This is a genomic window from Pseudosulfitobacter pseudonitzschiae, from assembly GCF_900129395.1.
Lineage (GTDB): Bacteria > Pseudomonadota > Alphaproteobacteria > Rhodobacterales > Rhodobacteraceae > Pseudosulfitobacter > Pseudosulfitobacter pseudonitzschiae.
The window spans coordinates 557566-582191 of record NZ_FQVP01000001.1; the positions used below are offsets into that span (position 1 = coordinate 557566).

General features: G+C 63.2%; 24 protein-coding genes. 14 read left to right on the forward strand and 10 right to left on the reverse strand.

Annotated elements, in window-relative coordinates; genetic code table 11:
- The first annotated feature begins 35 nt into the window (after positions 1 to 35).
- Positions 36 to 2819: a [protein-PII] uridylyltransferase family protein gene (locus tag BUC08_RS02640; RefSeq protein WP_037920843.1), complete on the forward strand. Its 2784-nt coding sequence runs from the start codon at positions 36 to 38 to the stop codon at positions 2817 to 2819.
- Positions 2819 to 3088 (forward strand): hypothetical protein, encoded by a 270-nt coding sequence (locus BUC08_RS02645; RefSeq protein WP_037920837.1) that lies wholly within the window; start codon positions 2819 to 2821, stop codon positions 3086 to 3088. The genes BUC08_RS02640 and BUC08_RS02645 overlap by 1 nt, the downstream gene beginning before the upstream one ends.
- A gap of 30 nt (positions 3089 to 3118) precedes the next feature.
- On the opposite strand, the gene BUC08_RS02650 is transcribed toward BUC08_RS02645, so the two are convergent.
- Positions 3119 to 5278: a Hint domain-containing protein gene (locus BUC08_RS02650; protein WP_037920835.1), complete on the reverse strand. Its 2160-nt coding sequence runs from the start codon at positions 5276 to 5278 to the stop codon at positions 3119 to 3121.
- A 425-nt stretch (positions 5279 to 5703) separates the two neighbouring features.
- On the opposite strand from BUC08_RS02650, the gene BUC08_RS02655 reads away from it, so the two are divergent.
- Genes BUC08_RS02655 through BUC08_RS02665 form a run of 3 tightly spaced genes read left to right on the forward strand, consistent with a single transcriptional unit; the run spans position 5704 to position 8217 of the window.
- Positions 5704 to 6396, forward strand: a complete 693-nt coding sequence (locus tag BUC08_RS02655; RefSeq protein WP_037920832.1) for a DUF6778 family protein — start codon at positions 5704 to 5706, stop codon at positions 6394 to 6396.
- Between the two features lie 38 nt (positions 6397 to 6434).
- Positions 6435 to 7667 carry an RSP_2647 family RNA methyltransferase gene (locus BUC08_RS02660; RefSeq protein ID WP_051693946.1) on the forward strand — a complete coding sequence of 411 codons (1233 nt, stop codon included), beginning with the start codon at positions 6435 to 6437 and terminating at the stop codon, positions 7665 to 7667.
- Positions 7668 to 7677: 10 nt separating this feature from the next.
- On the forward strand, positions 7678 to 8217 hold the full coding sequence (locus BUC08_RS02665; protein WP_037920829.1) for an RSP_2648 family PIN domain-containing protein: 540 nt from the start codon (positions 7678 to 7680) through the stop codon (positions 8215 to 8217).
- On the opposite strand, the gene BUC08_RS02670 is transcribed toward BUC08_RS02665, so the two are convergent.
- Complete coding sequence (locus BUC08_RS02670; RefSeq protein ID WP_037920826.1) at positions 8214 to 8900, reverse strand: M48 family metalloprotease; 687 nt, start codon at positions 8898 to 8900, stop codon at positions 8214 to 8216. The two genes, BUC08_RS02665 and BUC08_RS02670, sit on opposite strands and share 4 nt — an antisense overlap.
- A 38-nt stretch (positions 8901 to 8938) precedes the next feature.
- On the reverse strand, positions 8939 to 10093 hold the full coding sequence (locus tag BUC08_RS02675; RefSeq protein WP_037920823.1) for a cytochrome P450: 1155 nt from the start codon (positions 10091 to 10093) through the stop codon (positions 8939 to 8941).
- Positions 10094 to 10230: 137 nt separating this feature from the next.
- Here BUC08_RS02675 and BUC08_RS02680 point away from each other — a divergent pair, with 137 nt between their 5' ends.
- Entirely contained in the window at positions 10231 to 10731 is a 501-nt protein-coding gene (locus BUC08_RS02680) for a DUF421 domain-containing protein (RefSeq protein ID WP_037920821.1), read from the forward strand.
- On the opposite strand, the gene BUC08_RS02685 is transcribed toward BUC08_RS02680, so the two are convergent.
- The 5 genes from BUC08_RS02685 to BUC08_RS02705 form a co-directional block, all read right to left on the reverse strand.
- Positions 10728 to 11915 carry a vWA domain-containing protein gene (locus tag BUC08_RS02685; RefSeq protein WP_037920819.1) on the reverse strand — a complete coding sequence of 396 codons (1188 nt, stop codon included), beginning with the start codon at positions 11913 to 11915 and terminating at the stop codon, positions 10728 to 10730. The genes BUC08_RS02680 and BUC08_RS02685 overlap by 4 nt on opposite strands.
- Positions 11915 to 12082, reverse strand: a complete 168-nt coding sequence (locus tag BUC08_RS02690) for an apolipoprotein acyltransferase (protein ID WP_073194105.1) — start codon at positions 12080 to 12082, stop codon at positions 11915 to 11917. The genes BUC08_RS02685 and BUC08_RS02690 overlap by 1 nt, the downstream gene beginning before the upstream one ends.
- 12 nt (positions 12083 to 12094) lie before the next feature.
- The gene (locus BUC08_RS02695; RefSeq protein ID WP_037920817.1) at positions 12095 to 13450 is read right to left on the reverse strand and encodes a DUF2927 domain-containing protein; all 1356 of its coding nucleotides are present in this window, start codon (positions 13448 to 13450) and stop codon (positions 12095 to 12097) included.
- Positions 13450 to 13905 carry a GNAT family N-acetyltransferase gene (locus tag BUC08_RS02700; RefSeq protein WP_037920814.1) on the reverse strand — a complete coding sequence of 152 codons (456 nt, stop codon included), beginning with the start codon at positions 13903 to 13905 and terminating at the stop codon, positions 13450 to 13452. The genes BUC08_RS02695 and BUC08_RS02700 overlap by 1 nt, the downstream gene beginning before the upstream one ends.
- 233 nt (positions 13906 to 14138) lie before the next feature.
- Positions 14139 to 14981, reverse strand: a complete 843-nt coding sequence (locus BUC08_RS02705) for an AAA family ATPase (protein WP_037920812.1) — start codon at positions 14979 to 14981, stop codon at positions 14139 to 14141.
- Positions 14982 to 15120: 139 nt separating this feature from the next.
- Here BUC08_RS02705 and dksA point away from each other — a divergent pair, with 139 nt between their 5' ends.
- Positions 15121 to 15576 (forward strand): RNA polymerase-binding protein DksA, encoded by a 456-nt coding sequence (gene dksA, locus BUC08_RS02710; RefSeq protein ID WP_073194107.1) that lies wholly within the window; start codon positions 15121 to 15123, stop codon positions 15574 to 15576.
- Positions 15576 to 16730 (forward strand): FAD-dependent monooxygenase, encoded by a 1155-nt coding sequence (locus BUC08_RS02715; protein ID WP_037920809.1) that lies wholly within the window; start codon positions 15576 to 15578, stop codon positions 16728 to 16730. The genes dksA and BUC08_RS02715 overlap by 1 nt, the downstream gene beginning before the upstream one ends.
- A gap of 38 nt (positions 16731 to 16768) precedes the next feature.
- Here the strand turns inward: BUC08_RS02715 and xth are convergent, their stop codons facing one another.
- Both xth and BUC08_RS02725 read right to left on the reverse strand, forming a co-directional pair.
- The gene (xth, locus tag BUC08_RS02720) at positions 16769 to 17551 is read right to left on the reverse strand and encodes an exodeoxyribonuclease III (RefSeq protein WP_037920807.1); all 783 of its coding nucleotides are present in this window, start codon (positions 17549 to 17551) and stop codon (positions 16769 to 16771) included.
- Between the two features lie 68 nt (positions 17552 to 17619).
- Positions 17620 to 17943 carry a HesB/IscA family protein gene (locus BUC08_RS02725; RefSeq protein WP_028956356.1) on the reverse strand — a complete coding sequence of 108 codons (324 nt, stop codon included), beginning with the start codon at positions 17941 to 17943 and terminating at the stop codon, positions 17620 to 17622.
- A gap of 103 nt (positions 17944 to 18046) precedes the next feature.
- Here BUC08_RS02725 and BUC08_RS02730 point away from each other — a divergent pair, with 103 nt between their 5' ends.
- From BUC08_RS02730 to scpB, 6 genes are all read left to right on the forward strand, one after another.
- The gene (locus BUC08_RS02730; protein WP_037920804.1) at positions 18047 to 19186 is read left to right on the forward strand and encodes a deoxyguanosinetriphosphate triphosphohydrolase; all 1140 of its coding nucleotides are present in this window, start codon (positions 18047 to 18049) and stop codon (positions 19184 to 19186) included.
- A gap of 141 nt (positions 19187 to 19327) precedes the next feature.
- Entirely contained in the window at positions 19328 to 21061 is a 1734-nt protein-coding gene (gene argS, locus BUC08_RS02735) for an arginine--tRNA ligase (protein ID WP_037920795.1), read from the forward strand.
- A 79-nt stretch (positions 21062 to 21140) separates the two neighbouring features.
- Positions 21141 to 22139 carry an SPOR domain-containing protein gene (locus BUC08_RS02740; protein ID WP_037920793.1) on the forward strand — a complete coding sequence of 333 codons (999 nt, stop codon included), beginning with the start codon at positions 21141 to 21143 and terminating at the stop codon, positions 22137 to 22139.
- Positions 22136 to 23125, forward strand: coding sequence for a beta-N-acetylhexosaminidase (nagZ, locus tag BUC08_RS02745; RefSeq protein WP_037920791.1), 990 nt, complete (start codon positions 22136 to 22138; stop codon positions 23123 to 23125). Before BUC08_RS02740 ends, nagZ begins: the two co-directional genes overlap by 4 nt.
- A gap of 23 nt (positions 23126 to 23148) precedes the next feature.
- Positions 23149 to 23934, forward strand: coding sequence for a segregation and condensation protein A (locus BUC08_RS02750; RefSeq protein ID WP_037920789.1), 786 nt, complete (start codon positions 23149 to 23151; stop codon positions 23932 to 23934).
- Positions 23935 to 24588 carry an SMC-Scp complex subunit ScpB gene (gene scpB / locus BUC08_RS02755; protein ID WP_037920787.1) on the forward strand — a complete coding sequence of 218 codons (654 nt, stop codon included), beginning with the start codon at positions 23935 to 23937 and terminating at the stop codon, positions 24586 to 24588.
- Positions 24589 to 24626: the final 38 nt, after the last annotated feature.

Below are 24626 nucleotides of genomic sequence, written 5' to 3' on the forward strand. Positions count from 1 at the left end.
ATTGACGCGGCGGGAACAGCGGGCAAAGTGGGGCCATGACACATCCCCTGATCCCGAACCGTATCCCACGCCCCTTTGATCCCGACCGCGGCGCCGAGGCGCGCGCGCGGGTGCATGACGTGACACCGGAACAGGCTGACCTGCTCGCGGGAACGGCGGCGTGCAGCCCCTATCTGGCAGGGCTGATCGAGAAAGAGGCCGATTGGATCGCGCAGGCCCTGCAAGACCCCGATGCGGCGCTGGCGGACACATTGCAGACCGTCGCAGCACTGGAGCAGGCCAACCTGATGAGCGGCCTGCGTCAGGCCAAACGCCGCGTGGCGCTGCTGACGGCGCTGGCCGATCTGGGCGAGGTCTGGCCGCTGGAGCAGGTCACCGGCACACTGACGGCGCTGGCCGATGCGGCCTGCGACACCGCGCTGCGGGCCGGGATCGCCACCCAGATCAAACGCGGCAAGCTGCCGGGCATGGGGCCGGACGACGTGGCGGATGCAGGCGGCATGGTGGTGCTGGCCATGGGCAAGATGGGCGCGGGCGAATTGAACTATTCCTCGGACATCGACCTGATCTGCCTCTTTGACGAAAGCCGCTTTGACCCCGCCGACTACCAGGAGGCGCGCGCCGCCTTTGTGCGGGCCACGCGGGCGATGAGTGCGGCGTTGAACGACATCACCGGCGAGGGGTACGTGTTCCGCACCGACCTGCGCCTGCGCCCCGATCCTGCCGTGACCCCGGTGTGCCTGTCGATGGAGGCGGCAGAGCGGTATTACGAAAGCCTTGGCCGCACATGGGAACGCGCCGCCTATATCAAGGCGCGACCGGCGGCGGGCGATCTGGCAGCGGGCGACAAGTTCCTGACCACCCTGCGCCCCTTTGTCTGGCGCCGCCACCTGGACTTTGCCGCCATCCAGGACGCCCACGACATGCGGCTGGCAATCCGCGAGCACAAGGGGCTGGGCGGTCCGATCACATTGCCCGATCACAACATGAAGCTGGGGCGCGGCGGCATCCGCGAGATCGAGTTTTTCACCCAGACACGCCAGTTGATCGCAGGCGGACGCGACGCCGACCTGCGGGTGCGTGGCACCGTGCCGGGGTTGCAGGTGCTTGCGGAAAAGGGCTGGATACCGACCGAGGTTGCGACGCGCCTGACCGACCATTACCGCGCCCACCGCACCGTGGAACACCGGCTGCAAATGGTGCGCGACGCGCAAACCCACCGGTTGCCTGCGACAGACAAGGGGTTTGAGCGGCTGGCGGCGATGATGGACACCGATATGGACAGCCTGAAGACCGACCTGCGCACGCGGCTGGAGGCCGTGCACGAGGACACCGAAGGGTTCTTTGCCCCCTCGGCCCCCTCTGAAGCGGCAAGCAAGGTGCCCGACATCGACCTGTCGATCACGAACCGCTGGCCTACGTATCCCGCCTTGCGCAACGCGCGCGGCGCGGCGGTGTTTGAACGCATCCGGCCGATCTTCCTCGAAAAACTCTCACGTGCCGCGCGACCGGACGAGGCATTGCGCGCGCTCGACGGGTTTCTGGCCGGGCTGCCTGCGGGGGTTCAGCTGTTTTCCCTGTTCGAGGCGAACCCGCAGCTTGTCGATCTGCTGATCGACATCGTCGGCACGTCGCCCGCGCTGGCCAAACACCTCAGCCAGAACGCAGGCGTGTTCGACGCGGTGATCGGAGGCGCGTTTTTTGACGCTTGGCCTGATACCCAGGTCTGGCAGGCCGATCTGGAAAGCGCGTTGCAGGACGAGGCGGATTACGAATCCCGGCTGGACATCGCCCGCCGCTGGGCCAAGGAATGGCACTTTCGCATCGGCGTGCACCTGTTGCGCGGCGTGATCTCTGCGCAAGAGGCCGCCACCCATTATTCCGATCTGGCGCGCATCTGCGTGCGGGCGCTGTGGCCGGTGGTGGTGGATGAATTCGCCCGCCGTTTCGGTCCGCCGCCGGGGCGGGGGGCGGCGGTGCTGGGCATGGGCTCGCTTGGAGCCGGAACGCTCAGCGCCACGTCGGATCTGGACATGATCGTGATTTACGATCCGCTGGATGCCGACGCCTCGGACGGGCCAAAGCCGCTCGCCACACGGCCCTATTACGCCCGTCTGACCCAGGCGCTGATCACCGCGATCACCACCAACACCGCGCAGGGCAAGCTTTACGAGGTCGACATGCGCCTGCGCCCCTCGGGCAACCAGGGTCCGGTGGCGACCAGTTGGGCCAGCTTTCAGGACTACCAAACCAAGGAGGCCTGGACATGGGAGCACCTGGCGCTGACCCGTGCACAGGCCATCGCGGGGCCACAGGATCTGATCGACGACATCGAAACGTTCCGCCAAAGCCTGATGCGCGGCCCGCGCGACCGCAGCCAGACCCTGCGCGACGTGGCCGACATGCGCGCGCGGATCGCGGCGGCCAAACATCCCGCAGGCCCCTGGGACACCAAGCTGGGGCGGGGCCGGTTGCAGGATATCGAACTGGCGTCACAGCTGGGCGGACTGTTGTCCGGGCGGCTGGCGCGCGATGTGGCCAGCGGTGTTGCGGGCGGCGTGGACTGCGGTCTGTGGGATCAGGCGGCAGCGGATGTGTTGCTGCGGGCTTATGGCCTGTGCTTTGATATGCAGATTGCGGTGCGCTTGCTGACACAGGCGCCGCTGGACACCGATGCCTTGGGGCAGGGCGGTACGGCCTTTTTGTTGCGGATCACCGACCAGCCCGACGTGACCGCCTTGGCCGGCGCACTGGCGGAGCGCACGGCAGCAGCGGCAGAGGTGATCGACATGGCATTGCCAGAAGTGAAAGAGACATGATGCAAAAGGGTGACCATAACGACCCCAAGGGGCTGATCTTTGAATCGTTCCGCATCGACGGGATCACCGCATCCGAATGCCGGACGATCTTCCTGGACTGGGCGCTCAGCCTGCCGGTGGATGCGGACACCCGGACCGCGTTACAGGCGCTGCTGGTGCAATACGACGCTGCGCCGGACCACCCAATGACACAGGTCATGACCGAGGGGCTCGCGGCCATGGACAAACCGCGCCGTCGCGGCGGCTGGCGCAGCAGGTCGCGGGACTAGGCGCCGCTGGGGCGTGACCACGGCCACCGGTCAGGGAGACAGCAGACTGTCGACACGGGCCGGCCGCGTGTTGCGGCGCAAAAATACGCGCGCTGTTTTTCCATAGCTTCGCAAGACCCGCGCCCGGTCGCAACCGCGGCTTAACGCGGGAAACAGGCCGATCAGTTCGTTGTAAGCGGCATTGTCCAATGTCTTGATCGCCTCGGGGCCGGGGAAAAAGCTTTCGCTGGGCAAGCCGTTGGAAAAAATCACCTCGTGCTGTTCGAACATCAGGTGGCAATAGGTCACGCCCCGGCACCCCTTCCTGACACGCGCGGTTCCGCCATCCATTTCGGCCAGATGCTTGGCGCGCAACAGGATCTCGGTGTTGTCATGACGCACCACAATCCCGTGCTGCGGTGACACGATCAGCGGGCATTGATTGCCAAAAACGCCGGCCTTGATCTCGACCGGCCTCAGCGACGGCCTGCGGACAAGCTCAGCCAGTCCAAGTCGGCGCATATTGCTCCAGATCACCGGCCTTGGCCCGTTGTCCTTTGTCACGACCAGATCGCCGGGGCGCAGGCGTTCAACCGGCACCTCGCCCGCGGGCGTCAGGATCAGCGTGCCCGCAGCAAAACAGACCACGCCGGTGTTGTCGGTGGCAAAGCTGCTTTGATCCGCGCCCTGGAAGGTCAGGCTGTCGCCTGCCGCAAACTGGGTGTTGTCCGAATAATCGACCGCATCGCCGCCCAGGTCCGTGGTGTTGGATTGGTTCAGGATTCCGTCATCGGCAAAATCGGCGCGCAATTCCCAGATGTTGTCGTAAAAGGCCGACAGGTCGATGAAATCATTGTTGGTGGTGTCGCCGTCGTTCAGCGCGCCGGTGTTGCCGGTGTTGAAATCGGTGATGGTGTCGGCGCCGTCACCGGACACATAGACAAAGGTATCGTTGCCGGTGCCACCCGACAGCGTGTCATCGCCCGTACCGCCCCCAAGCAGGTCGTCACCGGCTTCGCCAAACAGCATATCATTGCCTGCGTCGCCGAACATCTGGTCGTCGCCGTACCAGCCGTAAAGCACATCGTCGTCATCGCCGCCGAAAAGGGTGTCGTCGCCTTCGTCGCCGCCCAATGTATCGTTGCCCGCTTCGCCATGGATCAGGTCGTTGCTGTCCAGCCCATCGGGCGTGGCCATCCATTCGTAACCATGGATCAGGTCGTCGCCCGCACCGCCATACAGCGTGTCACTTCCCGCCATGCCCTCCAGCGTGTCATTGCCATCCCCGCCGAACAGCGAATCGTCCCCTGTGCCGCCGCGCAGGGAATCGTCGCCCCCAGCACCCCAGGCCGCCCCTGACGTGTTCGAAAGGACAAGCGTGTCGCCAAAGGCGCTGCCGGCCACATCCGTCATGTCGATGACCGTATCGCCATCGGCATAGCCGCCAAAGACCACATTGGTCAGAAGGTTCGCGGAAACCCCCGAGGTGCTGTCAGAATAGTCGAGAACGTTGCGACCGGTGCCGCCATCCATGCTGTCGGCGCCCGCGCCGCCGCGCAGGGTGTCGTCGCCATCGCCGCCGATCAACGTATCGTCGCCGGCGCCTGTCGATATCAGGTCGTCGCCGTCATATCCCGCGACAAAGTCGTTCCCGCTGGTGATCTGGTCGCCCTGGGCATCGGTATAGCCGACGGTCATGGTGTCGTTGCCGGCCGTTCCGTCGACGGCGGTCTTGAATTCGCCCGCCACCCGATCGGCTGCCATGTCGCCGGTGTTGGCGATCACGCCGGTCAGATCAATCGACTGGATCGGCTTGGCCGTCAGCGCCGCCTGATCGGCATTCTGGGTCGTCTCTGGCGCCAGGTAGGTGTTGCCATCGACGTCCTGAAAGACCACCGCGGTGACATTGGCAGTGGTGCCGTCGATATAATGAACAACCGCAGTATAGGTCGCGACAGCGTCGAAATCCTGCGGGGTGCCACCATCGATGCGGAAACTGTCATATCCGCCACCGTTGTCGGTGTCATAGGTGTCATTGTCGTCCTCGCTCAGCCGCTCTGCGCTCAGATTGTGCACATGGCTGCTCAGCGGGTCGTTGGCCGACCCATGCGTGCCCAATATCCCGGCTGCGTTCTCGACAACCTCGTTGCTCTGGGTCGGGTCGATCTTCGCAAGCGTCCCCAGGAAGATGACTTCATAGCTCGTGGGCATCTGTTCTCGGTCTCATCGGTTTCGAAATTTCAGCAACACGCTTATCGTGCGCCGACAGACCGGCCTGATCCCAAGCCGGGCCTTGTCCGCGCATCGCGGCCCGGCTTTGCTTCAGATCATGACGACTTGCCCAGCGGGCGGCTCTCAAGGATCGGCAAAGACGGCAAACGGCACGGACATCGCGAAACCCTAGCTGAAAAAAATTACCGACTTATCAATGGCCGCCTCAGCCTGTCCGGCGCGGTGGCACACAGCGTGCAACCCACAGCCACAGCCCCACGATAATCGACAGAGAAACAATCATTTGCGCCATCAACAATTCATCACAATTCTTCATTATTGACCCATTCCCGCCCCAATTCACCGGCAAACATATCGTCGAAGGCACACGAACCGAGCAGATAACCGTGCCACCGGAGACAGATATGAAACTGATGAAACTGATCACATTGCTGGGACTGGGCGCCATGGTGTCGGCCTGTGCCAATATCGAAACCGCCACCCGCAACGCTCCGTTCGAAACGACGCCCGCCGTCACATCGGCGTCGGTGGACGTGATGGCCTTTGCCGCATCAGGCCCCGAGGTCACGGCACCCCAGGCCGCCCTGTCCGCGTTTCACATCACCCAGATCAACGTCGACGTGCCGAAATCGCTGAAAGTGTCCGAGGCCAACCGCTATTACCCCAGCGGCGACATCGTCTGGCGCGAGGACCCGCTGGGCGACCGTCACGCACAGGTCAAGGCCATCTTCGAGGATGCCCTGCAACGCGGTGCCGCGACACTGACCGGCGGCACACCTGTGATCCTCGACGTGACCGTCTCGCGCTTTCACGCGCTGACCGAAAAGGCCCGTTATACAGTGGGCGGCGTGCATTCCATTGCTTTCACCATGCAACTGCGCGATGCCACCACCGGGGCAGTGATCGGCGCGCCGCATCTGGTCCGGGCCGACCTCAAGGCCTTTGGCGGCCAGCATGCGATCGAGGCCGTGGCCCGCGGTGAGACACAAAAGGTGCGGATCACCGCCCATCTGGCCAACGTCCTGCAACAGGAACTGAGCGCCGGTGGCTTTGAAAACCCGAAACTGGGCTTCATGCAGGCGATCAACCAACTCTGATCTTCCATTCAACAGCCAAATCCATGTATGAGGGCGCTATGACAGCGCCCTCATTGCATTCCGATGCCCCCGCAGATGGTCCAGCCGACCGTCCCGTGGTCCGCCTTTTGCCCAAAGCCAACGCACGTGCCATCCGTCACGGCTTTCCTTGGGTCTATGCCAACGAACTGGTGACCGACCGCCGCACGCGCGGTCTGGCCCCCGGCACCATTGCCGAACTGGTGGACGAGAACCGCACGCCCATGGGCGTGGTCACCGTCAACCCCGAAAGCAAGATCATCGCGCGTATGCTGGACAGCGATCCGGCGGCGCAGATCAACCGTGAATGGCTGATCAAACACCTGGCCCGCGCCCAGATCCTGCGCGCGCAACTGTTTGACGAACCGTTCTACCGTCTGATCCACGCCGAAGCCGACGGGCTGCCCGGTGTGATCATCGACCGGTTCGGCGACACCTGCGTGATCCAGCCCAACGCCGCATGGGCCGAGATGATGCTGGCCGATCTGGCATCTGCCCTGGCCGAAGTGACAGGTTGCACCAACATCCTGAAAAACGCCGGTGGCCGGACACGCAGCCTTGAGGGGCTGAACGACGTGAACGAGGTGCTCTTGGGCGTGCAGCCCGAAGGGCCCGTCGCGGTTTCGATGAACGGTGCCACCTACATGGCCGATCTGGCCACGGGTCAGAAAACCGGCCTCTTCTTCGACCAGCGCCCCAACCATGCCTTTACCAAACGCCTGTCCAAGGGCGCGCGGGTGCTGGATGTGTTCAGCCACGTCGGCGGCTTTGGCCTGGCCGCTTTGGCGGGCGGTGCCGAACATGTGCTGGCGGTCGATGGCTCGGCCCCCGCGCTGGAACTGGCGCGCGCCGGTGCGGACGCCATGGGCGTGTCGGACAAGTTCGACACCCGCCAGGGCGACGCTTTCGAGGTGCTGGCCGATCTGGAAGGGCAGGTCGATCCGTTCGAGGTTGTGGTCTGCGATCCGCCCGCCTTTGCCCCCTCGCGCAAGGCGCTGGAACCGGGGCTGCGCGCCTATGAACGTGTCGCCCGTCTGGCGGCACCGCTGGTGGCTGAAAACGGCATTCTGGTGCTGTGTTCCTGTTCGCACGCCGCCGACCTGACACAGTTCCGCTCGGCCTGTGTGCGGGGCATCGGACGGGCAGGGCGGCAGGCCGCGCTGATTCACACCGGCTTTGCCGGACCCGACCACCCGCTGCTGCCGGCTCTGGCCGAAAGCGGCTATCTCAAAGCCCTGTTCTTCCGGCTGTAAGCGGCCCTTCGTGAAGATCCTGATCGACGCCTGTGTGCTTTATCCCACCGTGATGCGGGAAATGGTGCTGGGCGTCGCATCGGCCGGCGTGTTCGAGCCGCAATGGTCGCCGCGTCTGCTGGAAGAATGGGCACGCGCGGCGGCACGGCTGGGCCCCGAAGGCGAGGCACAGGCGCGCGGCGAGATTGCGATGCTCTCTGCCGCATGGCCCCGCGCCAGCGTCACCCCGCAGGCAGGGCTGTTGCAGAGGCTGTGGCTGCCGGATGAGAATGACATCCACGTGCTGGGCGCGGCGATTGCCGGATCGGCGGACGTGATCATGACCCTGAACGCCAAGGACTTCCCACGCAACATCCTGGCCGAAGAGGGGCTCGCCCGCGTTGACCCCGATGGCTACCTGCATCAGGTCTGGCAGAACCAGCCCGAAGTTGTACAGGATGTGGGCGAATATGTACTGAAACAGGCGCGGGCGATGTCAGGCACCGACTGGACCATGCGCGCCCTGATGAAAAAAGCACGCCTGCCACGGATCGGTAAGGCGCTGGGTTAATCCTTCGTCCATTTCGCATCCAGGCTGCGCAATGCAGCGATGCGTTCGGTGGTCTTGGGGTGGCTCATCAACCACGCAGGGGCCGCGCCGGAATTGCTTTGCGTCAGGGCCTCAAGCTTTTCAAACAGGGTGATCTGCGGCGCGATGCCGATGCCCGCCTTGGTCAGCAGCGCGGCGGCATAGGCGTCGGCCTCGTATTCATCCGACCGCGACAGCCGTGCCGCCAGCAGGCTGGTCAACCCGTTGGCGATCAGAACACCGATACCCGGCAAGAACCGCGACAGCACCATCGCCATGGCGGTGCGCAGGGCGTTCTGTCCCGAAAAGTCGATCATCCGGCGGCGCGAATGCCCCAGGGCCACATGGCCCAATTCATGCGCAATGACCGAGGCCAGCTCGTCCGCCGACACCTTGCCCTCGCGGAACGCCTTGTAGAACCCGCGCGTGATGAAGATGCGCCCGTCGGGTGCGGCCAGCCCGTTGATCGGCGCAACCTCGTAGATGTGAACACGGATGCGCGGCAGATTCAGCGCAGCGGCCATCCGGTCGCACAGCGTGCGCAGCATCGGGTCGGCCAGCTCGGTCGATTTCTGGTCCAGCTCACCCTTCAGCCGCCAGACCGAAAACCGGTACATCACAAGGGCGTAAAGGACCGCCAGCAGGATCGGGGTGAACTTCAACATCCGTTAGATATGGGGCGCACGCAGGGGCAGGGCAACACTCAGCTGTCCCACTTGACCGGCATTTTGACCGGCCCGCGAAAGGCCCATCCCGTGAACGGCACATCGCCCGCCAGACGCAGGTTCTTCAGGTGGGTGAACGCCAGCGGCAGCGCCACCTCGGTGATCAGACAGCGCGCGGCGGCGGCCCCTGCGCAAAAATGCGGCCCTGCACCGAAACTGATGGCAGGCTGGGTGTTGCGCGTGATGTCGAAATTGTCGGGCACGGCGAAATGCGCCTCGTCCCTGTTGGCCGAGCCATACATCAGGAACACACGGTCCTCGGGTTCAAAGGTCACGCCCAGAACGGTATCAGCGCGGTCCACGCGGCGGGGCGACATGCCGATGGGGGAAATCCAGCGGGCGTATTCGGCAAAGGCGTCGGCCCATGTGGCCCGCCCGTCGCGGATCATTTCCAGCTGCGACGGATGGGTCAGCAGCGCCCAGATGGTGCCGGCAATCGCATCGCGCGGCTCGTTCTGGCCGCCCGAGATGATCAGCTTGATATTGGCGCGGATGCTGTCCTCGGGCAGGCCCGCGTCGGTCATCACTTGCAGGGCCGAGCGATCGGGGGGCGCGTGCGACGCATCGGTGATGTGATCGTCGATGAACCGCGTTGCACGTTTGCAGCGGCTTTCGGTCCCCTTGTCGCCTGCATAGTTGGCACAGCCGTCAATCATCGATTGGCTGACATCGTCCATTTCTGCGTTGGTCATCGCCTCAAGCCCGGTGATCGCCTTGAGCGCCATGGCCGACACCGGCATGGCAAAATCGGTCACCAGATTGCACGACCCGCGCGGCAGCAACCGCTTGATCTGTTCGCGTGCGGCGGCCTGAAAGATCGGTTTCCAATGCTCCTGCACGGTGCGCGGGCTGAGGGCAGGAAACAGCGCGCGGCGTTCGGCCATATGCGCCTCGCCGTCCTTGCGCATCATGTTTTCACCCATCAGGCGCGTCATCAGCCCGTCGGGCTGGCGCGAAGAGAACACCTCGGTCCGCTTTTCCTGCGCGTGGACGTCGTCGCGGCGGGTGATCAGCGTGGCCCCCAGTTCGGGCACATAGGTGACAGGTGTCTTTGCACGCATCCTTGCCAGCGCCGGATAGGGATCGGCGGCAAAGTCTCTCAGGTTGATATGGGTCACGGGTGCGTCAGACATTGCGGCACGTTACGGCGGGGCGTGATCTTCGCCAAGTGAAATTACACAGCCCCCAAAGACTTGCGGAAATCGGCGCACGGGGAACGTAACCCAAGGGCCGACGTTGAGAGACAGTAAATAAAGGCGGGGGAAAGCAGATGCCATCGACGGGAACACTTTTGCAGGCGGGCGTCGAGGCGGCGGTCATGGTGGTTGTCATCCTGATCCTGACACGCATCAACGGATTGCGGTCCTTTTCCAAGATGTCGGGCCACGACTTTGTCATCACGGTGGCGATGGGGTCGGTTCTGGCCAGTGTTGTGGTGGGCACGGATACCGTGGTGGCCATCGGGATAGCCGCAATTGTCGCGCTGTTTGTGGTGCAGTCGGTGATCGGGCGGTTGCGGACACATTTTGACGTCATGCGAACGGCGGTCGACAACACACCGCTGCTGGTGATGGAAGACGGCGCGTTTCTGGATCACAACCTGACCATGGCCAAACTGACCCGCGCCGACCTGATCGGCAAACTGCGCGAGGCCAATGTGCTGCGTCTGGACGAGGTGCGCGCCGTGGTTTTTGAGCCAACGGGCGACATCAGCGTCCTGCACGGCGATCGCACCGTACAGGACGACCTGTTGGAGGGTGTGCGGCGTTAACGCGTCAGCGCCTTCATCCCCCGCGATAGACCTTCCAGCGTCATCGGCACCATCGCATCCGGCCCCATGATCTCGCGGATCATCTTGATCGACTGGGTATAGTCCCAGTATTTCTCGGGGATCGGGTTGATCCACAGCGTGCTGTTCCACTGCGCGCGCACCCGTTCCAGCCAGACCTGACCGCTTTCGGGGTTCCAATGTTCGTTGGCCCCGCCGGGATAGGCGATCTCATAGGGTGACATGGACGCGTCGCCCACGAAGATGCATTTGTAATCCGGCCCATAGGTGCGCAGCACCTCGTGCGTGGGGGTCTGCGCGTCCCAGCGGCGGCGGTTGTCGCGCCACACGCCTTCGTACAGGCAGTTGTGGAAATAGAAATGTTCCATGTGCTTGAATTCGGACTTGGCCGCCGAAAACAGCTCTTCCATGACTTTGACGTGGGGGTCCATCGACCCGCCGATGTCCAGAAACAACAGCACTTTGACGGCGTTGCGCCGCTCGGGGCGGGTTTTCACGTCCAGATAGCCATGTTCGGCGGTGGCGCGGATGGTGCCGTTCAGGTCCAGCTCTTCCTGGGCGCCGTCGCGCGCCCAGCGGCGCAGACGTTTCAGGGCCACCTTGATGTTGCGCGTGCCCAGTTCGACCGTGTCGTCCAGATTGCGAAACTCACGCTTGTCCCAGACCTTGACCGCGCGCTGGTGGCGGGACTTGTCCTGACCGATGCGCACGCCTTCGGGGTTGTAGCCATAGGCGCCAAAGGGCGAGGTGCCCGCGGTGCCGATCCACTTCGATCCGCCCTGGTGGCGTTTTTTCTGTTCTTCCAGACGCTTTTTCAGCGTCTCCATCAGCTTTTCGAACCCGCCTGCGGCTTCGATCTCGGCCTTTTCTTCGGGGCTCAGGTGCTTTTCGGCCAGCTTTTCCAGCCAGTCGGCGGGAATGTCCACGGCCTCCAGTACCTGCTCGATGCTGATCTCCTCCAACCCGTCAAAGGTGGCGGCAAAGGCGCGGTCGAACTTGTCGATGTTGCGCTCGTCCTTCACCATCGACACGCGGGCCAGGTAATAGAACGCCTCGACGTCATAGGTCGCCAGACCCGCCTTCATGCCTTCGAGAAAGGCCAGGAATTCGCGCAGCGACACCGGCACACCGGCCTTGCGCAACTGATCGAAGAACCGCAGAAACATCAGCCGGCAGCCCTGTCGATCAACACGGTGACAATCAGCCCGACAAGGGCAAAGGCGATGCCATATCCGGCGGCGTATTGTGCGATGTCCAGCCGGTTGCCCTTGCGGCGACGCGCGGTTAGCCCGCCGACGATGGCTCCGATTATTGCCCCTGCGATCACGATCATATCTGCACCCGTTTATCCGTTGAGCGGGTTCAGCGACGCAATCTCGCGCTCCTTGGCCCGCACAGCCCAGTCTGGACCAAAGCCGTACCGCGCCCACCCCAGGCTGTCCACCCTGACACGACGTGCTTCGGCGTGCCGTCCCGTCAGTTCCAGCGCCTCGGCGCGCAACATCAGCAAGGTTGACAGAAGGGCCGCGTTTTCGCTTGCGGCGGCCAGGTCAACATAAGGGTCCACCTGTGCCAGGGCCTGCTCGCCCTCGCCACGGCTGATGGCATAGGCGGCCAGCTGTGTCGCCACATAGGCGCGGTGCAGTTCGGCACCCGGCGTCGCGGCGTAATAGCGGTCGGCAAGGAGAAAATGCTGTTGTGCCGCTTCCGCGTCGGAATTCATCAGCAAACGCCCGTTGGCATAATGGGCAAAGGCAAGGCGATGGTCGGTCCAGCCCAGCTGGGTCGCGATTGCCAGCATCTGCGCCGCCGCCGAACGGCGCTGGCTTGGCGAGGCACCGGGGCCAAGCGCGGTTTGCACGGCATCCGACCATGCGCGCGGTGTCTCCGAGATCGGGTGCGCGGGCCGACCCTGTCCGGCGGGATTGATGCGGGCAAACACTTTCGGCAACTGCGCTGCCACCTGCGCGCGTGTCATCCCGGTCTGCAATTCGGGCGCGTAATAGGCCCGCAGCATCATCATATCAAAGCCGGTCAGAACCGTGTGCACGTTGTCGTCGTTGAACACCGAATCCGGCAGCCGGTACAGATCGTTCAACGGCCCGATGGCCTGGGCCAACTCCTCGTGCAGGCAATCGCGGGCCTCTTGCGGGCTGGCGTCATTGGGCAGGAAAATCGCCAGCTTTTCGCGTTTCTCCAACGCGCTCCAGCTGGTGCGCGACGACCGGCGCATATGGCGATATTCGTCCAGCGACGACACGTTCGGCACCACGAAACAGGCCGCATCGGGAATGGTGCGGCGGATGTCGTCGCGCGCGACGGCCTGAATGGTGATATTGGCCTGTGCGCCCGTTGTGCGGCTGATGTCGATGCCCGCCTCGGTGCGCAACCGGGTGATCAGACGGTTCAGATCGGGGCTGAGCGAGGCAGGTGGCGCGCCGGTCACGCGCACGGTGATCGGCCCGTCAAAGCGGGTAAAGATCGACAGCGCACGCCCCGATTCCAGCGCAAAGCTGAGCGCCAGGAAATCCTGCGCCAGGTCGGCATTCGACTTGACCGTGCGCACCGGGTGCGCGGTGGCAAAGACCTTCATCGCGGGCAGGGCCTGTTGCGGTGCGATGGCGCGCGTCGGGATGTCGTTGTGCGACACCGGCATACAGGCGTTCAGCACCAGCACCGCAGGAAGCATAAGCTTGCGCATCAGCTTCTCGTGTATTTGATGAACGGCGACTTGGTCCCGATCCGGTCATAAAGCTGACGGGCGGTGTGGTTGAAATCCTGCGTAAGCCAATAGACCGACGGCGCGCCCGCAGCGTCCGCCGCGGCATAGACCGCCTCGATCAGCGCGCGGCCCACGCCCATGCCGCGCACGTCCGGGTCGGCATACAGGTCTTGCAAATAACAGGTGTCTTCGACCTTCCAGCCGTGGCGGTGGAACAGGTAATGGGTCAGGCCCACCAGCTTGCCATCCACTTCTGCCACCAGACAGGAATAATCACGCGGGTCGTCGCCCAGCAGACGGTCGAAATAAACATCGTAAATCTCGGGTGGCAGGGTGGTTTCGTAGTAATCCAGATAGCCGGTCCACAACACGCCCCAGCGGTCGCGATCCGAGGCGACCAACGGGCGCACCTGAACTGATGTGTTGTCTGCCATTGGTTTGCCTGTCTTTTATTGCGTCTGTTTCAGGGTCTTTTTGCCCTGCATCCCGACCTTGATAGGGGACGATTGAGGCAACTTCATGACACTTTTGACAGTATACCCGTTGCTCTGACAAGTCACGTGGATCAACACCGCCCCGGTGCAACAATACCCCGAGCTGAACGGCAAGACCGCGCCGACATGCGACGCGATCTGCCTTAATTTTCATCATTTCGGGCGGCGCGGCCTCAGCGTTGCTGACCGCGCGCCATGAACGCCAGTCGCTCGAACAAATGCACGTCCTGTTCGTTCTTCAACAAGGCACCGTGCAGCTTGGGCAGGGCGGATTTTCCGTCGGATTTCAGGTCCTCGGCGCTCATGTCCTCGGCGAGCAGAAGCTTGAGCCAATCCAGAACTTCCGAGGTCGACGGCTTTTTCTTCAGGCCGGCCTGTTCGCGGATCTCGAAAAACTGCGTCAGCGCCGTGGTCAGAAGCTGTTCCTTGATGCCGGGGTGGTGCACTTCGACGATGGTGCGCAGCGTGTCCATGTCGGGGAACTGGATGTAGTGAAAGAAGCAACGGCGCAGGAATGCATCGGGCAATTCCTTTTCGTTGTTCGAGGTAATGATAACGATGGGCCGGTTTTCGGCACGGATTGTTTCGCCGGTCTCGTAGACGAAAAACTCCATCTTATCAATCTCTTGCAGCAGATCATTCGGAAATTCGATGTCGGCCTTGTCGATCTCGTCGATCAGCAGCACGACCTTTTCCTTCGCCTCGAACGCCTCCCACAGTTTGCCCTTGCGGATATAGTTCGAGACGTCGTGGACTTTTTCCTCGCCCAACTGGCTGTCCCGCAGACGGCTGACCGCGTCGTATTCGTACAGACCCTGTTGCGCGCGGGTGGTCGATTTGATGTTCCACTCGATCAGCCGCAGCCCCAGCGAATTGGCGACCTGCTTGGCCAGTTCGGTCTTGCCCGTGCCCGGCTCGCCCTTGACCAGCAGGGGGCGCTCCAATGTGACGGCGGCGTTGACGGCAATGGTCAGATCGTCGGTTGCCACATAGCTTTCTGTGCCGGTGAATTTCATCTGGAATACCCTCATTTCGAAACGCAGTTTCACTGCAATTTGCCCCAGCCATGCCGCATTGTGTAGTGACATTCAACCGCGCCTGTATTAGACGCTGCGGCAGGGGGCCAATGCTTCGCGTAGAATGGTAGAATTTCACATGAACAGTGTCGGCCAAGTTGAGGGGAAATCTATGAAACAGGAAAATTTTCTGCCAAAGGACTATAGTCCGGCAGAGGACGAACCGTTCATGAATGAACGGCAGGTGGAATATTTCCGGCGCAAGCTGCTGAACTGGAAAATCGAACTCCAGGCCGGCAGCCGTGACACCATCGAGGGGCTGCAGGACGGCACACGCAATATCCCCGATGTCGCAGATCGCGCCTCTGAAGAAACCGACCGCGCGCTGGAATTGCGCACGCGGGATCGCCAGCGCAAACTGGTCAGCAAGATCGACGCAGCCCTGCGCCGCATCGAAGAAGGTGAATACGGGTATTGCTCGGTCACGGGCGAACCGATTTCCCTGAAACGCCTGGACGCACGCCCTATCGCCACCATGAGCCTTGAGGCGCAGGAGCGCCACGAGCGCCGCGAGAAAGTGCACCGCGACGACTGATGTCGCATCTTGAAAACGCATCCGTCGCCATCATCGGCGGCGGCATCGGAGGGCTGGCGGCTGCGCTGGCCTTTTCGCGTTTTGGCGCGGGCGTAACGGTCTATGAGCAGGCGGATGCGCTGACCGAAGTGGGTGCCGGCATCCAGATCACCCCCAACGGCGGCCGTGTTCTGGCCGCACTGGGGCTGGCCGGGCAACTGGACGCTTTCAGCCTGCGCGCGCAAGCGGTGCAACCGCGCGACGGGCTGACGGGACGGGCCATCGCGCGCTTTGACCTGAAAGACCAGACGCCGCCCTATCGCTTTTTCCACCGTGCCGCGCTGATTGACCTGTTGGCCACGTCCTGCCGTCAGGCGGGGGTGACGGTCCACCTTGGTGCACGTGTCGACGCGGTCACGACGGATGGCACTGTCCGGACGGGCCAGGGGGACCATGCGCACGCTCTGGTGGTTGGCGCGGATGGGTTGCATTCCGTGGCGCGGGGGTTGCTCAACGGGCAGGGCGCGCCGTTTTTTACGGGTCAGGTTGCATGGCGCGGCATTGTCGCCGCATCCGATGTGCCACCTGTCGCCAACATCTGGATGGCCCCGGGCAAACATGTGGTGACCTATCCGCTGAAAGGTGGCCTGCTGAACGTGGTCGCGGTGCAGGAACGCACCGACTGGGCCGCCGAAGGCTGGCACCACGACGATGCCCCCGCAAACCTGCAAGCGGCCTTTGCCGACACCTGCGCAGAGCTCAAAACCTTGATCGGGCAGGTCGAAACGCCAAAACTCTGGGGCCTGTTCCGGCATCCGGTCGCGCAACACTGGCACCGCGACCGGCTTGCCATCCTCGGTGATGCCGCCCACCCGACGCTGCCGTTTCTGGCGCAAGGCGCCAATCTCGCGCTCGAGGACGCCTGGACCCTCGCAGCGTGCTGCGCGGCGGCCCCCTTGGCCGAAGCATTGCCCGCATACCAGGCCAAACGCGCCCAACGCGTCGCCCGCGCCATCGCTGCCGCCAATGCCAATGCAAAGAACTATCACCTGGACGGCCTGCAACGCCGCATCGCGCACGCAGGGCTGCGCACATTGGGCACACTCGCGCCAAATGCCTTTCTCAAGCGGCTAAGCTGGCTTTACGACCACGACGTAACGGGTTCTTTTCGCTGAGAATATTCCGGACGGGTCTGGGGGCAGAGCCGCCGAAATCAGGCGGCCAGTTCGACCCAGACCGGCACGTGATCCGACGGCTTGTCCAGACCGCGCACATCGCGTTCGATGCCTGCGTCGGTCATCATGTCGGCCACGGCGGGCGACAACAGGAAATGGTCGATGCGGATGCCGTCGTTGCGGTTCCACGCACCGGCCTGATAATCCCAGAACGAATACTGGCCGGGGCGCGGATCGCGGGTGCGGAAGGCTTCGGTCAGGCCCAGGTTCAGAATCCGGCGATAAGCCTCGCGCGAGTCCAGACGGAACAGCGCGTCCTCGCGCCAGGCCTCGGGGCGCGCGGCGTCTTCGGCCTGGGGGATGATGTTGTAATCGCCCGCCATCAGGAACGGCATTTCCTCGGCCAGCAAAGCCTCGGCGCGGGCCTGCATACGGGCCATCCACGCCAGCTTGTAATCATACTTCGGCCCCGGCACCGGATTGCCGTTTGGCAGGTACAGACCGCACAGGCGCACGGCCTCGTTTTCACCAACCACAGTCGCCTCGATCCAGCGGGCCTGTTCGTCTTCGTCGTCGCCGGGTAATCCACGGGTTACCTCTTCAAGAGGCAGTTTCGACAGGATGCCGACACCGTTGAACGACTTTTGCCCGTGCACTTCGACGTTATAGCCGCGTTCCTCGAACAACTCGCGCGGAAAGCCTTCGTCGACGGATTTGATCTCTTGCAGCAACACCACGTCGGGCTGGAACGCGTCCAGCCAGTCGGGCAGGGCCTGCGCCCGCGCCTTGATGCCGTTGATGTTGAATGTCGCGATTTTCATCTGCTGGCCCTCTGCGCTGCTGGTGTCTCAGCTATCGCCGATCAGGGCGCGGGGGGCAAGCGGATGGATCACATCGAGAACGAGGTGCCGCAGCCGCAGGCGCTGGTGGCGTTGGGGTTGTCGATGACAAAGCGCGCGCCGATCAGTTCCTCGGAAAAGTCGATGACCGCATTGGCCAGAAACGGCAGCGACACGGAATCGACCACGACCTTCTGGCCGTCACCTTCCAGCACCAGATCGTCGTCTTTTGGGGCGTCCAGCGCGATTTCATACTGGAATCCCGAGCATCCGCCGCCCTCGACCGCGACACGCAGGGCCTGTCCTTGCCCTGCTGCACCGATCTCGGCAAGGCGGGCAAAGGCGCGGGGGGTGACTTTTGGTGGCAAATTCATCGGATTATCCTGTGTTTGACAAGGTTTGAGGCTGTCGCAGGGGTGTCATGTGTGTTTGGAACCAATATAGATACGCCAAGGACAGGCCACAAGGACCAGCCATATGCGCGCACCCTTTGCCTCGGATCCCGCCCGCGCCCGGGGACGGCGCGTTCGGGAAGAGGAAAGCACATTCCGCTCCTGCTTTCAGCGGGACCGGGACCGGATCATTCACGCCAGCGCCTTTCGGCGGCTGAAGCACAAGACGCAGGTGTTCATCGAACACGAGGGTGACTATTACCGCACCCGTCTGACGCACTCGATCGAGGTGGCGCAGGTGGCGCGGACCATATCGGGCGCACTGGGGCTGAACGCCGAGCTGACCGAGGCGGTGGCGCTGGCACACGATCTGGGGCACACCCCGTTCGGACACACGGGCGAGGACGCGTTGTCGGCGTTGATGGCGCCCTATGGCGGGTTCGACCACAACGCACAGGCCATTCGCATCGTCACCCATCTGGAACGGCATTATGCCGATTTCGACGGTCTGAACCTGACTTGGGAAACGCTGGAAGGCATTGCCAAGCACAACGGCCCGGTCACCGGCGACATCCCCTGGGCGCTGGAGGCGTACAACCGCCATCATGACCTGGAACTGCACACCTATGCCAGCGCCGAGGCGCAGGTGGCAGCGATTGCGGACGACGTGGCCTATAACCACCACGACCTGCACGACGGGCTGCGCGCGGAATTGTTTTCAACCGATGAACTGGCCGAACTGCCGATCCTGCGTGACAATTTCGCCGCCGTCGATGCGCTGTACCCCAACCTGAACTATTACCGCCGCCGCCACGAGGCGCTGCGCCGGTTCTTTGGTGTGCTGGTCGAGGATGTGATCAGCTTTGCCCGCACCCGTCTGGCCGAGATCGACCCGCAATCGGTGACCGATGTGCGTATGGCGGGGCAGACTGTGATCCGCTTTTCGGACCCTGTGTTCCAGGACTTGAAGGTGATCCGCGCCTTCTTGTTTGATCGCATGTACCGCGCCCCTTCGGTGGTGAAGATGCGCGCGGAGGTCACGCAGGTGGTGGAAGAGCTGTTCCCCTTCTTCATGGCCCATACGGATTATCTGCCCAAGCAATGGCGCAAGGATGTGGAAGAGGTGGAAAATGAAACCGCTCTCGCCCGGATCGTCAGCGATTACATCGCGGGGATGACCGACCGTTTCGCCTTGCAAGAGCACGCGCGCCTGATCGGCGCATAGCGGGCCTTGGGGGCGCGGCCCCCTGTGCACAGGGATATTTGCCGGCCAAAAGACGCGAGCGGCGGCTTTGGGCGCGCACAGAGATTGACCGCATGCGCAAAGGTGCTACACCCGCGCAAACCTAAGACATGGACCAGACCGATGAACCTTTTTGCCGAAATCCGCGCGCTTGTGATCGAAAACCTGAACGCCATGCAGTCCGAGGGCAGCCTGCCCGATGGTCTGGACATGGGGAACGTCACGGTCGAGCCGCCGCGCGATGCGGCACATGGGGACATGGCGACCAATGCGGCGATGGTGCTGGCGAAACCTGCCGGGCTGAAGCCGCGCGACATCGCCGACGCGCTGGCGGCCAAGCTGGTGGCGGACGACCGCGTGGTCAGCGCCGATGTGGCGGGGCCGGGGTTCTTGAACCTGCGGCTGGCGCCTGTGGTCTGGCAGGGCGTTGTCGGTGCCGTTCTGGCGCAGGGGACGGATTTTGGCCGGTCGGACATGGGGCGGGGCCGCAAGGTGAACGTGGAATATGTCAGCGCCAACCCCACAGGGCCGCTGCATGTGGGGCACACGCGGGGCGCTGTCTTTGGGGATGCGCTGGCGTCCTTGCTGGATTTTGCAGGCCATGAGGTCACGCGCGAATATTACATCAACGACGGCGGCGCGCAGGTCGATGTTCTGGCGCGGTCCGTTTACCTGCGGTATCTTGAGGCGCACGGACAGGACGTGGCCTTTCCCGATGGGACCTATCCGGGCGATTACCTGATCGACGTGGGCCAGGCGCTGAAGGACAAGGTGGGCGACGCCTATGTCGGGCAAGACGAGGACGTGTGGCTGGAAGAGATCCGCAACTTCTCGACCGATGCGATGATGGACCTGATCCGCGCCGATCTGAAATCGCTGGGTGTCGAGATGGACGTGTTTTACAGCGAAAAATCGCTGTATGGCACCGGACGGATCGAAGCCGCGATCGAGGACCTGAAGGCCAAGGGTCTGATCTATGAGGGCGTGCTGGAGCCGCCCAAGGGCAAGAAGCCCGAGGATTGGGAGCCGCGCGAGCAGACGTTGTTCCGGTCGACCGAACATGGCGACGATGTGGACCGTCCGGTGATGAAATCCGACGGGGCCTGGACCTATTTCGCGCCTGACATTGCCTATCACTATGACAAGGTGCAGCGCGGCTTTGACGCGCTGATCGACGTGTTCGGCGCCGACCACGGCGGCTATGTCAAACGGATGAAGGCAGCGGTTTCGGCGCTGTCGGGCGGCACCGTGCCGCTGGACATCAAGCTGTGCCAGCTGGTGAAGCTGTTCAAGAACGGCGAGCCGTTCAAGATGTCCAAGCGGGCAGGGACATTTGTCACCCTGCGCGACGTGGTCGATCAGGTTGGCCCCGATGTGACCCGTTTCGTGATGCTGACGCGCAAGAACGACGCGCCGCTGGACTTTGATTTCGACAAGGCCGTCGAGCAGAGCCGCGAGAACCCGGTGTTCTACGTGCAATACGCCCACGCGCGGGTGAACTCGGTGCTGCGCAAGGCGGCCGAGGCGGGGATCGACACCGATGCCACGCCTGATCTGGCGCTGCTGGACCATCCTGCCGAGCTGGCGCTGGCCGGCAAGCTGGCGGAATGGCCGCGTCTGATCGAGACCGCGGCGCGGACCAACGAGCCGCATCGGGTGGCGTTTTACCTTTATGAACTGGCGGGCGATTTCCACGGTCTGTGGAACAAGGGCAACGACGAAACCACCTTGCGCTTCATTCAGGACGACAACCACGCGGCCAGTGTGGCAAAAATCGCGCTGGCGCGTGCCGTGGCGATTGTAATTGCCGCCGGTCTTGGTATTCTTGGCGTTACACCGGCTGACGAAATGCGCTGACCAAAAGCGCCGCAGCCCGAAGCAGGCAATATCACAGTAGACCAGCGCGGCGACGTATCGTGCAGGCAGCGAGGCAGAAATGGCAGACGTTTATGACACCCATGGCTTGGGCGAAGACAGCTATGTTGCGCAATATGGTGCGGCAGGGAATGCGACGGCCAAGTCTCTGACCAATATGACAAATATCGCCGGGGCCGTGGTGTCGCTGGCGTTGATTGCCGGGGTTGGTGTCTGGGGTTACAAGCTGATGGTGCGCGATGTTAGCGGCATTCCGGTGGTCCGTGCCGTGCAAGGTGACATGCGGGTCCGCCCCGAGGAACCGGGTGGCCAGTTGGCGATGAACCAGGGGCTGGCGGTCAATGCGGTCGCGGCTGACGGTGGCACGCAACCGCCCGCCGACCGCTTTGTGCTGGCACCGCGTCCGGTGGCCCTGGCCGATGAAGATACGCCCATTCTGGCGTCGATGGTGGTGCCGGGGGTGGCATCTGCGCCACAGTCGAACTCTTCTGAGACAGGCCGCGCGCCGGGGCCGGATGTTGCCGCCGCGTTGCAGTCGGGTTCGGTGGACGATCTGGTCAACCAGTTAACCGATGGTGTCGAGCGCATTGACGAGGATGGCGAGGCGGATCGTCTTGATGGTGTTGCCGGTGCAGACACAGATGAAATCATGCAGCCCGCTCCGGTTCTGGACATGACGGGCCCCGGTCCCAAGTTTTCCCTGCGCCCCAAGGTGCGCCCAGCCGATGCGCCTGCCATGGTGATCCCGGCGCGCGCCGTTGCGGTCGAAGCGACGCCCACTCAGGAGATCGATCCCGAGAGCCTGGCGACAGGCACGCGCCTGGTGCAATTGGGTGCCTTTGACAGCGAAGAGGTCGCGCGGCAGCAGTGGACGCGCATCGAGGGCCGCTTTGGCGATTACCTGAACGGCAAGTCGCGCATCATCCAAAAGGCGCAAAGCGGCGGGCGCACGTTCTACCGGCTGCGCGCGCACGGTTTTACCGATCTGTCTGATGCGCGTCGCTTCTGCTCGGCCCTTGTGGCAGAGGGGGCTGACTGTATTCCGGTCGTCACACGATGAACTTTGGCGCGACCATTCTGGATGCGGACGGGCTGCGGCTGACGTCGGATGAAATCGCGTTTTTCCGCGATGTGCTGCCCTTTGGGTTCATCCTGTTTGCGCGCAACATCGACAATCCCGATCAGGTGCGCGCCCTGTGCGCCGACATGCGCAATGCGGTGGGCTATGAATGCCCGATCACGATTGACCAAGAGGGCGGGCGCGTACAGCGTCTGCGTGCGCCGCAGTGGCGCGAATGGTTGCCGCCGCTGGATTTCGTCGCGGCTGCGGGCGATCAGGCCGAGCGGGCGATGTACCTGCGGGGGCGCGTGATTGCGCACGAGCTGCGGGCGATTGGGGTCGACAGCAACTGTGCGCCGATGGTCGATGTGGCCTGTGACGACAGCCACCCGTTCCTGCGCAACCGTTGCTATGGCACGGACGCGGGCACGGTGGCCACGCTGGGCCGTGCGCATGCCCAGGGCATGCTGGATGGCGGTGTGTTGCCAGTGGTCAAACACATCCCCGGTCATGGCCGCGCCACACAGGACAGCCATTTCGACCTGCCCACCGTCGCCGCGCCGCGCGCCGATCTGGATGCACAGGATTTTGCCCCCTTCAAGGCGCTGAACGACCTGCCGATGGGGATGACCGCGCATCTGGTCTATGATGCCATCGACACAGCCCCTGCGACCCTGTCGCCCAAGGTGATGGATGTGATCCGCAGCGACATCGGCTTTGACGGATTGATCATGACCGACGACATTTCGATGAAGGCGCTGAGCGGGTCGCTGACCGACCTCACGCGCGGCGCGCTGGATGCGGGCTGTGATGTGATCCTGCATTGCAACGGCACGTTGGCCGAGCGCATGGAGGTCGCCGCCGCAGCGGGCGAAATGGACGCAGAGGCGCAGCGCCGCGCAGATGCCGCGCTGGCCGCGCGCCATACGCCCGATGACATTGACATTTCCGCCGCTGACGCCGAACTTGAGAGCCTGTTAAAATAGGGCGCTGACGGGCGCGATTGCGCATGGCTGAAAATCTGTTCGAAGAAGACAAGGTCAGCGTCAGCGAACGGCTTGCTGCCGAGGCGTTGATCGTGGATGTCGACGGCTTTGAGGGGCCGCTGGACCTGTTGCTGACGCTCAGCCGCACGCAAAAGGTCGATTTGCGCAAGGTCAGCGTGTTGCAGCTGGCCCGTCAGTATCTGGCGTTCGTGGAAAAGGCCAAGGCGCTGCGGTTGGAACTGGCCGCCGACTATCTGGTGATGGCCGCCTGGCTGGCCTTTCTGAAATCCCGGCTGCTGTTGCCGCCCGACCCGTCGGAAGAGGGGCCCTCGGGCGAGGAGCTGGCCGCGCACCTGGCGTTTCAGTTGGAGCGGTTGCAGGCCATGCGCGATGCCGCCGCAAGGTTGATGGCGCGCGACCAGTTGGGCCGCGATTTCTTTGCGCGCGGTCAGTCCGAGATGGTCACGCGCGTGCGCAAGGTGACCTATTCGGCGACGCTGCTGGACCTGATGCAGGGCTATGCCCGCATCCGCACCCGCGATGATTTCCGTCCTTTCGTGATGGACCGCGACTCGGTCTTTACCATGGAGCAGGCGCTGGAGCGGATGCGGGGGCTGATCGGTTATGCGGGCGACTGGACCGAGATTTCCTCTTATCTGCCAGAGGGCTGGGACGGCGATCCGGTGCGGCGGCGGTCTGCCACAGCGGCGACTTTTGCCGCCTCGCTTGAACTGGTCAAAGAGGGGCATCTGGAAATCCGGCAGTCGGAAATGTTCGCGCCGATCCAGTTGCGGAAAAGAGATCATTAAATGCCAGAAGATATTGACCAAAAAGAAGAAAGCCTGTTCGAGGCCCCACCAATGGGAGAGCAGGAACGCATGGTCGAGGCGATCCTGTTCGCCACGGCAGAGCCGATCACCGTGCGCGAGCTTGAGGCGCGGCTGCCGCATGGCTGTGACCCTGCCGAGGCGCTGGTGCACCTGCGCAAACGCTATGAGGGACGCGGGGTCAACGTGACGCGTGTGGGCGATGCCTGGGCGATCCGCACGGCCGCCGATCTGGGGTTCCTGATGCAAAAGGAAACCGTCGAGACCCGCAAGCTGAGCCGTGCGGCCATCGAAACCCTTGCGATCATCGCCTATCACCAGCCCGTCACCCGCGCCGAGATCGAGGAAATTCGGGGCGTCAGTGTCAGCCGTGGCACGGTGGACCAGTTGCTGGAGCTGGAATGGATTCGGTTTGGGCGTCGCAAGATGACACCGGGGCGGCCTGTGACATTCGTGGTGACGCAGGATTTCCTGGACCATTTCGGTCTGGAAAGCGCGCGCGATTTGCCGGGGTTGAAGGAACTGCGTGCCGCGGGCCTGTTGGAAAACCGCCCGCCGCCCGGTGGCGATCTGCCGCGTGATGCTGACGACGAGGATGAAAGCGCCGAAGGTCAAAGCGAACTTTTCGAAGACTGAGGCGAGACAGACCTGAAAATCGCCGCAATCACTGCTAT